Origin of the sequence: Pseudoalteromonas sp. APC 3893 (assembly GCF_030408095.1) — a bacterium.
In the GTDB taxonomy this organism is placed as follows: domain Bacteria; phylum Pseudomonadota; class Gammaproteobacteria; order Enterobacterales; family Alteromonadaceae; genus Pseudoalteromonas.
In genome coordinates, this window is the sequence record NZ_JASDCD010000005.1 from 135,256 (window position 1) to 148,282 (window position 13,027).

General features: G+C 41.3%; 11 protein-coding genes. 8 read left to right on the forward strand and 3 right to left on the reverse strand.

The genetic code is table 11. The features are described 5' to 3' along the window. Positions 1 to 86 precede the first annotated feature (86 nt). A complete protein-coding gene (locus QMA12_RS09200) occupies positions 87 to 2,129 on the reverse strand; it encodes a glycoside hydrolase family 97 protein (protein WP_290209730.1) in 2,043 nt (680 codons plus the stop codon). Between the two features lie 182 nt (positions 2,130 to 2,311). Here QMA12_RS09200 and QMA12_RS09205 point away from each other — a divergent pair, with 182 nt between their 5' ends. Both QMA12_RS09205 and QMA12_RS09210 read left to right on the forward strand, forming a co-directional pair. Beyond that, on the forward strand, positions 2,312 to 2,935 hold the full coding sequence (locus QMA12_RS09205; protein WP_290209729.1) for a methylamine utilization protein: 624 nt from the start codon (positions 2,312 to 2,314) through the stop codon (positions 2,933 to 2,935). Then, positions 2,925 to 4,145: a hypothetical protein gene (locus tag QMA12_RS09210; RefSeq protein WP_290209728.1), complete on the forward strand. Its 1,221-nt coding sequence runs from the start codon at positions 2,925 to 2,927 to the stop codon at positions 4,143 to 4,145. The genes QMA12_RS09205 and QMA12_RS09210 overlap by 11 nt, the downstream gene beginning before the upstream one ends. A gap of 53 nt (positions 4,146 to 4,198) precedes the next feature. Here QMA12_RS09210 and speE read toward each other — a convergent pair whose 3' ends face one another. Further along, the gene (speE, locus tag QMA12_RS09215; RefSeq protein ID WP_290209726.1) at positions 4,199 to 5,062 is read right to left on the reverse strand and encodes a polyamine aminopropyltransferase; all 864 of its coding nucleotides are present in this window, start codon (positions 5,060 to 5,062) and stop codon (positions 4,199 to 4,201) included. Positions 5,063 to 5,264: 202 nt separating this feature from the next. Between speE and speA the strand changes: the two genes are divergently transcribed. Genes speA through QMA12_RS09235 form a run of 4 tightly spaced genes read left to right on the forward strand, consistent with a single transcriptional unit; the run spans position 5,265 to position 10,248 of the window. Further along, positions 5,265 to 7,142, forward strand: coding sequence for a biosynthetic arginine decarboxylase (gene speA, locus QMA12_RS09220; protein WP_290209724.1), 1,878 nt, complete (start codon positions 5,265 to 5,267; stop codon positions 7,140 to 7,142). Between the two features lie 25 nt (positions 7,143 to 7,167). Next, positions 7,168 to 8,046, forward strand: a complete 879-nt coding sequence (locus QMA12_RS09225; RefSeq protein ID WP_290209723.1) for an acyltransferase — start codon at positions 7,168 to 7,170, stop codon at positions 8,044 to 8,046. Positions 8,047 to 8,065: 19 nt separating this feature from the next. Further along, a complete protein-coding gene (locus QMA12_RS09230; protein WP_087532533.1) occupies positions 8,066 to 8,989 on the forward strand; it encodes an acetyltransferase in 924 nt (307 codons plus the stop codon). 47 nt (positions 8,990 to 9,036) lie between these two features. Continuing rightward, a complete protein-coding gene (locus QMA12_RS09235; protein WP_087532635.1) occupies positions 9,037 to 10,248 on the forward strand; it encodes a mechanosensitive ion channel domain-containing protein in 1,212 nt (403 codons plus the stop codon). Here the strand turns inward: QMA12_RS09235 and chrA are convergent. Next, a complete protein-coding gene (gene chrA / locus QMA12_RS09240; protein WP_087532532.1) occupies positions 10,208 to 11,359 on the reverse strand; it encodes a chromate efflux transporter in 1,152 nt (383 codons plus the stop codon). The genes QMA12_RS09235 and chrA overlap by 41 nt on opposite strands. A gap of 157 nt (positions 11,360 to 11,516) precedes the next feature. On the opposite strand from chrA, the gene QMA12_RS09245 reads away from it, so the two are divergent. Together QMA12_RS09245 and QMA12_RS09250 are read left to right on the forward strand one after the other, a co-directional pair. Next, positions 11,517 to 12,272: a transporter substrate-binding domain-containing protein gene (locus QMA12_RS09245; RefSeq protein WP_087532634.1), complete on the forward strand. Its 756-nt coding sequence runs from the start codon at positions 11,517 to 11,519 to the stop codon at positions 12,270 to 12,272. A gap of 76 nt (positions 12,273 to 12,348) precedes the next feature. Then, the gene (locus QMA12_RS09250) at positions 12,349 to 12,981 is read left to right on the forward strand and encodes an OmpA family protein (RefSeq protein WP_087532531.1); all 633 of its coding nucleotides are present in this window, start codon (positions 12,349 to 12,351) and stop codon (positions 12,979 to 12,981) included. The last annotated feature ends 46 nt before the right edge of the window (positions 12,982 to 13,027 follow it).

The window sequence follows — 13,027 nt, forward strand, 5'->3', positions numbered from 1 at the left end:
CACAGCTTATATCTTCGGTAGCAATAAAATAAAAAGCGCGATTTAGATCGCGCTTTAACCTATATATAATATAAATATGGCTACTTTTACAGCGCTTTAAACCTAATGGCTGTGCCACCACTTGTCGCTAGCTTTAGCGATAATGTATCTTTTGCTGTCACAATACGTTGTTCAATCTTGATGTCGTAGGGGTTGTTTTCCCATTGTGCGTTGTCACCATCTCTATAAATTTGTGCTTCGAATGCGGTTCCTGCTTCTAAAAAGTCGAGCTTAATATCTATTGTGCGAGCTTGCTCATCGGTGACTGCGCCTAAATACCAATCATTACCTGAATAATTGTCGCGTTTACGCTCTTTACGTGCAAACACTACGTAGTCGCCAACTTCACCTGCCAATGCGATACTTTTTTGCCAATCAGTCGGCACGTCTTGAATAAATTTAAACGCATCCGGTTTTGCTAAGTAATTACGCGGTAAGTCAGCAGCCATTTGAATAGGACTATACATCACTACATACAAAGCCAGTTGCTTAGCTAGGGTTGTTTGCGGACGGTTAGTATCAGCGCCTAAACCATTAAAACCCATATCAAATATGCCCGGGGTAAAATCCATAGGGCCCGCTAACATACGAGTGAAGACAAGCATCGGAATATGTTCTGGTGGATTAGGTGGCGTGCCCCATGCATTAAACTCTTGGCCTCGAGCACCTTCACGAGCTATCCAGTTAGGATAGGTTCGGCGCAGGCCGGTGTCTTTAATCGGCTCATGAGTATTAATACTGAGTTTATGTTTAGCGGCCAGCTTTATACTGTGTAGGTATTCGTTAACCATAAATTGACCGTCGTGCCATTCTTTTCGAACAATACCATTTTCGTCAATGCGTTTGATGTTACCGCCATCTGCGACGTAGCCTGTCTTTACTTGGCTAACGTTGGATTTTTCATACAGCGCGTAAGCATCTTCCATTTGATTACGGTAGTTTGTAACGTTACCAGAGGTTTCGTGATGGCCTATAAGTTGCACACCTTTTTGTTTACCGTAACGAGTCAGTTCGGCGATATCAAAATCATCATAAGGTTTGGTAAAGCTAAATACATCGCCATTGAAGAACCAATCACCGTCCCAACCAATATTCCAGCCTTCAACGAGTACCCCATCAAAGCCGTATTTAGCTGCAAAATCCATGTAGTACTTAGTGTTTGCTGTGGTAGCGCCGTGTTTTTCACCGCTGCCCCAGGTGGTTTCATTGATATGCATACCCCACCAAATACCCACATATTTACCTGGTTTGACCCAAGATACATCGCCTAATTTGTTTGGTTCATTTAGGTTTAAAATTATATCTGAATTAATCAAATCAATGGCTTGCTCGCCAATTTGTACCGTACGCCATGGGGTATTAAATGCGCCGTGTTTTTTAACTGCGATGCCGTCAGACCAAGGTGTTAGATCAGCTTGTAAGGTACCAGGGCGACGTTGATTGAGAACCATACCAGCATAATCAACCAATGCAGCTTCATGAATACTAATATGAACACCATCGGTATTTTTAAACGTGAAAGGGGTGTGCACAAGGGCTGCATCTTGTAATGGTGTGGTGTTGTAAACATATTCGTAGCGATTCCAACCTCGTGCTGGGATCCACCATGCCGTGGCTTTATCTGCGCTGGTTATTGCAAATTCGGTAAGCTCTTTGGTTATCTCTATCTGTTCAAAACCAGTTTGTTTCGGTATTTCGTAGCGAAACCCGACACCACTATTAAACGCTCTAAAACGCACGGTGTAGGTCCCACCATGAGGAGCTGGTTTGCTAAAAGTAACTGCAACTTCATTATGCTGATCAAAAACCGTTTGTCGCTCACCCCATGGTTGCTGCCATTGTTCATTTACCTGTTTACTGGCAATGTTAGTGATTGTGAAACCTTCATCAAATGCTGCTTGCTGTTTGAACTCAAATCCTAGGGATGAGTTTTCAATAACATTTTTATTGTTAAAGCTGATTGAATAATGAGGTGCCGTATTATGATCTGAAATGGTTATTTTGATTTTTTTGTTTGGTGATTCAACAGTGGCTTCTTTAGCGAAGCCACTGCTTGATAAAAGCGCTAGCAGTAGTAAAGGTAATCGCATTGTGTGTCCTTTATGTCTAACTGGTTAATTATCCAGAGTTCAGATTAGTTAGCATAAAGCGAGGGGGTAGCATTTACGAGGTGGCTACATACGTATTCAACGCAATAAATTTTTCAAATTAAGTAATAAAGTATCAATAAAATAGGTCTATACTGTTATATAAAATAATTAGAATAGATAATATGAAACTCCTTACCTTTCTTCTTTTAGCGTTGAGCGCTGTTAAAAGCTATGCAGCCACGGTAGCAATATCTGATTTGAATCAGCAAGCTGTAGAACATGCAGTGGTGTGGTTAACGCCACTGAAACCGTTAGAGAATACAGCTGTAGCTAACCAGTCATTTACCATGGCGCAAAAAGATCGCCAGTTCACTCCACATGTGCTGGTGGTTGAGCAAAATGCTAAGGTCGAATTTCCTAATTTAGATTCGATCATGCATCACGTTTATTCGTTTTCTAAAAGTAAGTCGTTTGAATTAAAGCTTTATCGTGAACAACCCCAAGCGCCGATCACCTTTGATCAAACAGGGGTGGTTGAGCTTGGCTGTAATATCCATGATTGGATGCTTGGTTACATAGTGGTTGTTGATAGCCCATTTTATGGCATAACAAACGAGCAAGGTCAGTTTTCTTTTGATGTTCCTGCGGGTGAATATACACTCACTGTATGGCACGAAGGGTTTGGCGATATTAGCTCAACAGAGTCGCAAACCGTTACAGTTAGCGATACAGATTTCAACTATCAATTAAAACAAAAAGTAACTCCGCGTATTGCAATTGGTGTAGATGAATTTGATGAATATTAGAGTCTTAATCGGTTTTGCTCTTCTGGCTGTTGTGTCAAATGCCACTGCGCAAGTAAAAGGTTTATTGCAAGTAGGTGCAATAAAAGGTGACTCCCACGCTACTTGGCAAGAAGGTGGTGTAGGGCTTTATCGCTACGATACTGATACCGACGGTATTGTACTTACGCAAGGGTTAATCGATTTTAGAGCCGATATAACAAGTGGTTGGTCTGCGCATGGGGTGATTAACGCCTACCAAGATCCTGAACCAACGCTCGGGCTCAGCCAAGCCTATTTACAGTATAAACCCCTAACAAACAGCAAATATAAATGGCATGTTCGCGCTGGAGGTTTTTACCCTTTATTGTCACTAGAAAACCCTGATATGGGCTGGATATCTCCCTACAATTACACGAACTCTGCGATAAACTCATGGATTGGCGAGGAAGTGCGTACTTTGGGCGTAGAAGCAACAATTAAACGCCCTGGTCGCAGTTTTAATAGTAAGCATAGCTTTGCCTTTGTTGGCGCTACATTTAAAGGTAATGACCCCGCAGGTACGCTTTTAGCTTGGCGTGGGTTTGCGATGCATGACCGCCAAACAACACTGAATGAGGGGGTTGCATTTGCCGCTGTTGCATCGCTTGATACGCCTCAACTGCAATTTCAAGCTAATCAAGTTTTGCCGTTTGAAGAGGTTGATGGCCGCTTTGGTTATTATGCCGGTGTGCATTGGGATTATTTAAAAAAGTCGCAATTTCGATTCTATTACTATGATAATAATGGTGACCCAGCGGCTGTTAACTACAGTACTGGGCAATACGCGTGGGATACACGTTTTTCAAGCGCTGCATGGTTATATAAATTCAATGCTAAAACACGTTTAATTACTCAGGTTATGTCTGGTAGTACGGCGATGGGAGATACACGAGGTGTAGATAACCGTTTTTATAGCCATTTTGTTTTATTGAGCCATAAAATGGCATCTCATAGGCTATCTATTCGTTATGACTATTTTGAAGTAACAGATAAAGACGATTGGGCCTTTGATCCAAATGCTAGCCATGGCGAAGGGATTACAGCAACTTGGCGTTATCAGCTTTCACCACAATGGCAGTTAGGTATTGAAGGGTCTGCATTACATAGCCAAGCCGATAATCGTGCCGCTATGGGTATCGCAGAAAAAATTTCCCAGCAGCAAATTAGTCTCAATGCCCAATGGCGCTTTTAGACCCGCATGAAAAAAGTAAGAGATTCTTGGAGTCCCTTACTTTTTAAAACACCTTATTTTTTATCAAAGACACGCTTCATAAAGTTAGGTGTAGCTAATGCGCCGTGGTGAATACCACAGTTATAGTATTCAGTACCTTGAGCAAGCTTACTAGCAGCATCTTCTCTAAAGCCTGCAAATGCTTCATCTTTACGTGCTAGTGTCACAGACCATAAACCGCTTGGGTAAATAGGTTGTGGAAAAGGCAGGGTTTGCAAATCTTTAAAGCCTACGTCTGTCATGGCATCACGCATCTCGACTAGGAGCGGCATGTGCATCAGTGGAGATTCACTTTGTTGCACCATAATACCGCCAGGGCGAAGGGCGTTTAAACAACTAGTATAAAAAGCATGGTTGAACAAGCCTTCTCCAGGGCCAACCGGATCAGTGCCATCAACAATCACTACATCGATAGAATCACTTGGTAGTTCGCGCATGTATTTAATACCGTCATCAAACATTACCGTTGCACGCGGATCTTGATTTGCTTCACATAACTCCGGGAAGTATTTTAGCGACATTTGCGTAACGACTTCATCAATATCAATTTGTGTTACAGCCTCAACACTTGGGTGTTTGAGTACTTCGCGTAAAGTACCGCAATCACCACCGCCGATGATCACGACATTCTTAGGGTTCGGGTGAGCTAATAGCGCTGGGTGACTGATCATTTCATGGTAAAAGAAGTTCTCGCGACTACTTACCATAGTGCAGCCATCAATAATCATTAAGTTACCAAAATCTGTGGTTTCGAACATTTCGACTTTTTGAAAAGGCGACTGTTTTTCGTCTAACTTTTTATTAATGCGTAGAGAAAACGCACTGCCGTCACGTTCGCTTATTTCGGTAAACCATTTGCTTTGATCTAAATTTGCCATGTCGCTAGCTACACTTTTTAGTTGAGTATGAAAAAGGGGCAATTCTGCCAGTGGTTGGCGTTTTGCTCAATGAAATTTTATCAGTATAGCGAATATTTTATCCTAGCTTTGGCTTAAAGGTTAATTTTTGTTAGCTTAGGATGTTATGACGTATTAAAATGCGTGATTAAACACGTATTTGCCAACTAAAGAAGAATTTGCCATGACTTGGGGTTTAGACACTGCACGCGCTACCTATAACGTTGCTCATTGGAGTGATGGTTACTTTGATATAAATAGCCAAGGCGAGCTGGTGGCTTATCCTGATGGAGATCAAAGCAAAGCGGCTATTTCATTAACGGAACTAACTGAGCAGTTTAAAAAACAAGGTCTAACACTGCCGGTGTTAGTGCGCTTTACTGATATTTTGCAAAACCGAGTTGATACACTCACCAGTGCTTTTTGCAAAGCCCGCGAAGCACGTGACTATCATGGTCAATACACCTGTGTTTATCCAATAAAAGTAAACCAGCAGCGCTCAGTCGTGAGTAAGTTGTTAGCTCATCCAAGTGGGTTAGTGGGCCTTGAAGCTGGCTCAAAACCAGAGTTAATGGCTATTTTAGGAGTGGCAACATCACCTATCACTATTGTTTGTAATGGCTATAAAGATAGCGAATTCTTACGCCTAGCCTGTATTGGCCAAGCGATGGGCCACAAGGTTAAAGTGGTTGTTGAAAAGCTATCAGAACTGACCACCTTACTAGCTGAAATAGATGATTTAGGCATTGAACCGGCTATTGGCATTCGTATTCGCTTAAATTCTGTGGGTAAGGGTAAATGGCAAAATACCGGCGGCGAAAAAGGCAAGTTTGGTTTAACTGCAGGACAGGTGCTTAGTGCGGTTGAGGTACTTAAACAACATAATAAGTTGCATTTAATGCAAATGGTGCACTTTCATATCGGTTCTCAGATTGCCAATATTCGTGATATTCATCGGGCTTTACGCGAATGTTCACGCCATTTTGCCGAGTTAACCCAGTTAGGTGTGCCATTAAACACCGTTGATGTGGGTGGTGGACTCGGTGTTGATTATGAAGGTTCTGGCTCACGCAGTGCCTGTTCAATGAACTACACGGTGGATGAATATGCACGAAATGTAGTGAATGCATTTGCTGAAGTGTGTGAACAACATGATTTACCACATCCGGCCATTATTACAGAATCAGGCAGAGCGCTTACCGCACATCATGCGGTATTAATCACCGATGTTATTGACGTTGAGCAAGCACCAAATCATTTGAACCCAAGCTCACCCGAACCTAACAGTGTATTAGTGCTTGATGAAATGTGGCAATGTTTACAGCGTTTGAATCCGCGTATGGCGCTTGAAATTTATCACGATGCGATGCATTTATTTAGTGAAGCGCATGATCAGTACGTACACGGCTTAGTTAGCATGTTGGAATGGGCTAAAATAGAGCAACTTTACTTTACCATATTGCATCGCGTTCGAGCATCATTAAGCAGTGCAAGAGCCCATCGTGAAGTACTTGATGATTTAAATGAAAAACTGGCCGACAAGCTATTCGTTAATTTTTCATTGTTTCAGTCGTTACCCGATGTATGGGGTATTCAGCAGTTATTCCCAGTAATGCCAATTGAGAATTTAGATAAACCTTTAACGCAACGCGCGATTATTCAAGATATAACTTGTGACTCAGACGGGCAAATTCGTGAGTATGTTGAAGGTGCTGGAATTGAAACAAGCTTGCCAATACCGCAATATGTTCCAGGGCAGCAATATCATGTTGCTATGTTTATGGTGGGTGCATACCAAGAAATTTTAGGTGACTTACATAACTTATTTGGCGACACTGATTCGGTGCATGTTGAGTTGAACGAACAAGGCTATCAACTAACAAATGCGATAAAGGGTGATAGCGTTAAGGATGTATTAAAGTTTGTAGACTATGATAGCGAAATTTTAGCCGAGAACTTTGCATCAACTGTCGCAAAATTAAGTATCAGTGATAGCGAAAAAGCACAGTATTTAGTAGAGCTAAATGCAGGACTTGCTGGTTACACGTATTTTGAAGATTAAATTTGATGAAAGGAATTAAGTAGTAATGTCGATGATTCGCTGTGTGTTTAGTATTTTCTTTTACACCTTAAATACGGTGATTTGGTTTATACCAATCTTTCTTTTTGGCTTAATTAAATTACTGCCAATTAAACCATTGCAAAAAGCGATGAGTTGGGCGGCTAAAAAGTGCGCCACTATGTGGGTGAGCTGCAACTCATTAAATCAAAATATATTTACACCTTATCAGCTAAATGTAACAGGTCTTGAGCAAGTTAAACTCAAAGACTGGTATTTGATTATTGCTAATCATCAAAGCTGGGTCGACATTTTAGTTTTACAGCGTTTATTAAATCGAAAAATTCCATTTTTGAATTTCTTTTTGAAGAAAGAGCTTATCTACGTGCCGATTCTTGGCTTAGCTTGGTGGGCTTTAGACTTTCCATTCATGACCCGTACCAGCAAAAGCCAGCTTAAAAAGAACCCTAAACTGCGTGGTAAAGATTTAGAAACAACCCGTAAAGCCTGTGAAAAGTTTAAAGAAATGCCAGTGAGTATTGTTAACTTTGTTGAAGGCACGCGTTTTACTCAAGCTAAACATGCACGCCAAAATAGCCCATTCCCGCATTTATTAAAACCAAAAGCGGGCGGTATTGCTTTTGTAATGCAAGCGATGGGAGAGCAAATATCTAAAGTGGTGAATGTAACAATTCATTACCCTGATGGCATACCTACTTTTGTTGATTTTGCCAGTGGCCGAGTTAAAAACATCAACGTGCACGTTGAAGTGTTACCTGTAAGCCAGGAGTTAATAGGCGATTACACCGGGGATTCTGAGTTTAGAGTTGGCTTTCAATCAGAGTTAAACCGTTTATGGCATGAGAAAGAGCAGCAATTAGTAAAGCTTGAGCAACAAGCTAAGTGATCATTAATAGTGAGTGCACATGCTAAATAGTGTTATTCCAAAATGGCTGAATGGCCTAATTGTGGGGGTTGTACTTTTTAGTAATACCTTACTGTGGGGCTGTGTTGTTTTAGTACTGGGCTTAATAAAACTAGTATTGCCCATGGTGTGGGTAAGTAACGTATTACATAGTGCTTATCAAGGTTGGTGTAGTGGTAACCGGCTCGGGTTAAAATTGAGCAACGCGCAAATCACAACAGTTATTAATGGTGATGTAAATAAACTTGGTTGGTACTTGCTGATATCGAATCATTTTAGCTGGCTCGATATTGTAGTGCTCAGTGCCATCGATGTTTTGCCGGCCCCCAAGTTCTTTTTAAAAGATGAGCTTAAGTATGTGCCGCTTATTGGCTCGGGCGCTTGGGCTATGGGTATGCCATTTATGAAGCGTGTTAGTAAAGCGCAGCTTGCTAAAAACCCTGCCCTAAAAGGCCTTGATGTTGCACGCACTAAGCATAGTTGCCGTAATTTTCGCAGTCACCCAACCACTATAATTAACTTTGTTGAAGGCACGCGTTTTACAAATGCGAAACACCAAACACAGCAAAGCCCATTCAAGCATTTATTAAAGCCTAAAGCCGGTGGCGTCGCATTTGCGCTTGAAGTTCTAGGCGAGCAATTTGATGCCATTCTTAATACCACGCTGGTATATCAAGCACAGAGTAATCATATTTGTGGTAGCTTTTTAAGTGGGCGCTTAAATAAAGTGACCGTTAATATTACTTTAGTGCCTGTTAGCCCTGAGTTATTAGGTAACTACCAGCAAGATTGTCAGTTTAGGGCTCGTTTCCAAAAATCGATTAATCAGTTATGGTTAAACAAAGATAGTGAACTGGCAATTGCTTACGAAGAGCAGAGCTCTGAAATTGTAATTATACCGGATAAGGAGATTGAACTACCGTGACAACACCTACACGCCTACAACAACTGGTTACACCTTGGTTTGAGGGGATGCCGGATGCTGAACTCTTCGGCTCGCTAGCAGCTACTGCGATTGGAGTATGTACATTACTGGTTGTATATTTATTTACTCGGCGCTTAATGTTACCAGGCATTCAAGCTGTGGTTACTAAACTCTCACCTGAGCGAATAGGCTCCCTCTCGCCATTACTTACAAAGCTTAATCGTCGCTTTGCAGGCATGCTTTGCTGTGTATTTTTTTTGGCTACATTTGATAGTGTTTATCCTGTTGGTGAATTTGCCGCCGAAGTATTTAAAACCATAGGTCAAACCCTGTTGATCATTCATGTTGGTTTTATCATTAGCAGTATAGTGAGTATTGCTGGGGCAATTTATAACCAACTTGAATTTGCTCGTGAAGTGCCAATACAAGGATTGATTCAAGTTGTTAAGCTGATCACCTTCATAATCTGCGCAATCTTAATTGTTAGTATTTTACTTGAAAAGTCGCCTACTTATATTTTGTCTGGTTTTGGTGCTATTGCTGCGGTTACTTTACTGGTATTTAAAGACACCATTTTAGGTTTTGTCGCGAGTATCCAAATAGCTGCAAATCGTTTAGTGACCTACGGAGATTGGATCCAAGTTGATAATTACGGCGCAGACGGTGAAGTAATCGACTTAGGCTTAAACACAGTAAAAGTACGTAATTGGGATAATACAATTACGACTATTCCAACTTACATGTTGGTAGCTGGCTCTTTTAAAAATTGGCGTGGTATGCAGGAGTCTGGCGGTCGACGTATAAAACGCTCCCTTAATATTGATATGAATAGTATTCGCTTAGCTGATGATGAGCTTACAAAAACTATTGGTCAAACAATCGCCCTAAAAGACTATATTAAAATGAATAGTTTGCCTGATCCGGTATCAAATTTAGGCTTGTTTCGTCGTTATGCTGAAGGCTATTTAAAGCAACATGACAAAATAAATACCTCATTAACCTTAATGGTGCGTGAGTTACAGCCACTAAATCATGGTTTACCCATTGAGTTCTACTGCTTTAGTCAAGACAAGCGATGGATATCATTCGAACATTTACAAGCTGAAATAATGGATCATCTACTTGCGGTATTACCGCTGTTTGATTTACGTCCTTATCAAAGTGTTACAGGGCAGTTTAGCCCTGCGATAAATGGTTCTACGGGAATTAAACCCACCGTTAAAGTGGCAAATGATACTGCCCAAGACCCATCAGAATAAAGCCAATTAATAGCCACCATATGGGTGGCTTGGCCAACCTTAGCCATGCAAATGCGGCTATTACCAGCGCTACATGCCAAATATTGTGAACTGCTGAAGTCCAAATTGGTGAGTACAGTGCCGCCGCAAGAAAGCCCACAACCGCAGCGTTAAGTGCAGCAATACTGCTTGCAAAACGAGGGTGTTGGGCTAACTGCAACCAACTACGCTGCAAAGCAAACATCAGTAATAGCCCTGGTAAAAAAATTAATGTCGTGGCAATTAATGCGCCTACTACGGGCTGAATCCCCTCAAATTGTGCCCCTAAATAACTTGCTATCGTAAACATTGGCCCAGGCACTGCTTGAGCGCTAGCATAGGCTGTTAAAAATTGCTCGGTATTGAGTGTGGGTAAACCAGCTTGAAGTATTGGCAGTACAACGTGCCCACCACCAAACACCATCGCGCCAGCTTGATAAAATGGCGCAAATAACGCGGCGCTTTCAGTCATGGGCAGAAAGCTTATTATCAGCAGTAAGGCAAATAGCAGCAAAGCAATCCAGTTAACGCCTGCCTTGGTTACTGATTGCGGTTCATTGTTATCAGTTAAGTTTAACATTGGCCAAATAGCGCCAATACTTGCAGCTATAAATAATACCGCTATTTGACCGGCAAGGTTGGGTATTACAATGAGCAACAAAGTACTTGAAGCGGCCAATGCTTTTAATACCCAGCTGGTGCAAAAACTTTTTGCCATACTAAGTGTTGCATCTGCGACAATCACCACTGCAAATAACTTTAATCCGGCGATAATAGCAAAGTAAATTGCATCAAATTGGTGAGCACTGATAGCAAGTAATATCATGATCAATAATGATGGCAGCGTAAAGCCTATAAAAGCTGCGATTCCACCTAATAAGCCACCACGCTCAACACCAATGGCAAACCCTACTTGACTTGAGCCAGGCCCTGGTAATGCTTGGCTTAAACTAATTAACTGTGCATAGCGCTGGGTGTTTAACCACTTAAGGTTATCGACAAAGTGGCGTTTAAAATATCCAAGGTGTGCTGCAGGGCCGCCAAAGCTCATGCAACCAAGTAAAAAAAACTGTTTAAAAATAGCGAGTAACATAATGGATTTATTTTCCTATAGCATGTTTATGTTTCATTATTACAAATTTTAGTGACAATTTTATGGTTATTAATCTATGTACCTGTCTACAATAAGAGTAGGTGATAGCTAAAATAAAGTAGATATGCGATTTATAGTTTCCGTTTTTATTGGCATTATGCTTTGTGTGAGCAACAGTTCTTATGCGGCCGTTGCTATAACTAAGGTCTCATTAGCTGTGGATCATGGTCCACCATATAGCCAAATATCAGAAAGTGGTGAAATTACTGGCGCTATTGTTGATATTTTTCAGTTAATGCAGCAGCAACTTGATTTTAAATTAGAATTAGTAGGCTGCCCATTTTCTCGTTGTATCAGAATGCTTGAAAATGGCGAAGTTAACGCGATGGGAGGGCTAATACTTACACCTGAACGCCAGAAATTGATGCAGTTTGTTACGCCTCCTTATATGGTGATCACCTCGTCGTTTGTATTTTATGCGCGTCATGAAAGCAAGTTAGAAATTAAGCACTACGATGACTTATATGGAAAGAAAATAGCCATTATGCGTGGAGCTGCATATTTTAAGCGCTTTAATGAGGATGATAAGTTAATTAAAGTTCCTGTATTGACCGAAAAGACGGCTATTGATTTACTAGTAAAAGGTCGAGTGGATTTGGTAGTCGGCATTGAAAGCACAACGGATCATGCAATGAGTGTTTTAAATCAACCGGCTAATAAACTAGTGAAAATGGATTACCGTCACAGCGATACCATTTATGGCTACCTTGCTCTAAGCAAGCAGTTTCATAGCACTGATTTGGCTAAGCGTATTGATGAGCAACTAAAAAAGTTGGCTGATAGCGGCGAATTAACGAAACTCGTTGCACCTTATAAATTACCCGCCGTAGATCGAGAGTCGCTGGGCTTTTAACTGATTCTTCATGGTTTGTTCATGGACAGCTTTGCATACTTACTAGCAAATGAGTATTTAGAGGCAAGGAGTTACCATGACGTTAACTAAACCATTATTAACAGTAGCAGTTGTAAGTGTATTACTAACCGGTTGCGAAACTAACAATACTGGTATGGGAGCAGGTATTGGTGCTGCAACAGGTGCTGTACTGGGTAAAGCAACTGGTGACCACGATGACAAACGTATTTTTATTGGCGCTGCAATAGGTGCCTTAGCCGGTGCGGCTGTTGGTGATTACATGGATAAACAAGAACAGGCTTTTCGTGATGAACTCGCCGGTTCTGGTGTTGAAATAGTCCGTGAAGGTGACAACTTACGCTTAGTTATGCCATCAAATATTACCTTTGCGACAGACCAATCATATATTTCATCGGGTTTTCATAATACCTTAGATGCGATTGCTAAAGTAATGAACAAATATGAAAAAACCTTCCTTAGCATTGAAGGTCATACCGATAGCACAGGTAAAGATAGCTACAATATGACACTATCTGAGCAGCGTGCACAAAGTGTGAAAAGCTACTTAGTGAATCAACAAATTCTAGCTGGGCGTATCAGTACTCGCGGCTATGGTGAAACCCAGCCAATCGCCAGTAATGACAGTGCTAACGGCCGCGCGCAAAACCGCCGTGTAGAAATTCAAATCGTACCAAACACCGAAGGCTAGTTATTTGCATTTATCTCAATCACTTGTTTATTAGCTGGTGATTGAG

Excerpts from the sequence above, each read along its gene's own strand:
- QMA12_RS09200 (WP_290209730.1), bottom strand. The coding sequence starts at position 2,129 with ATGCGATTACCTTTACTACTGCTAGCGCTTTTATCAAGCAGTGGCTTC.
- QMA12_RS09205 (WP_290209729.1), top strand. The coding sequence starts at position 2,312 with ATGAAACTCCTTACCTTTCTTCTTTTAGCGTTGAGCGCTGTTAAAAGC.
- QMA12_RS09210 (WP_290209728.1), top strand. The coding sequence starts at position 2,925 with ATGAATATTAGAGTCTTAATCGGTTTTGCTCTTCTGGCTGTTGTGTCA.
- speE (WP_290209726.1), bottom strand. The coding sequence starts at position 5,062 with ATGGCAAATTTAGATCAAAGCAAATGGTTTACCGAAATAAGCGAACGT.
- speA (WP_290209724.1), top strand. The coding sequence starts at position 5,265 with ATGACTTGGGGTTTAGACACTGCACGCGCTACCTATAACGTTGCTCAT.
- QMA12_RS09225 (WP_290209723.1), top strand. The coding sequence starts at position 7,168 with ATGTCGATGATTCGCTGTGTGTTTAGTATTTTCTTTTACACCTTAAAT.
- QMA12_RS09230 (WP_087532533.1), top strand. The coding sequence starts at position 8,066 with ATGCTAAATAGTGTTATTCCAAAATGGCTGAATGGCCTAATTGTGGGG.
- QMA12_RS09235 (WP_087532635.1), top strand. The coding sequence starts at position 9,037 with ATGCCGGATGCTGAACTCTTCGGCTCGCTAGCAGCTACTGCGATTGGA.
- chrA (WP_087532532.1), bottom strand. The coding sequence starts at position 11,359 with ATGTTACTCGCTATTTTTAAACAGTTTTTTTTACTTGGTTGCATGAGC.
- QMA12_RS09245 (WP_087532634.1), top strand. The coding sequence starts at position 11,517 with ATGCTTTGTGTGAGCAACAGTTCTTATGCGGCCGTTGCTATAACTAAG.
- QMA12_RS09250 (WP_087532531.1), top strand. The coding sequence starts at position 12,349 with ATGACGTTAACTAAACCATTATTAACAGTAGCAGTTGTAAGTGTATTA.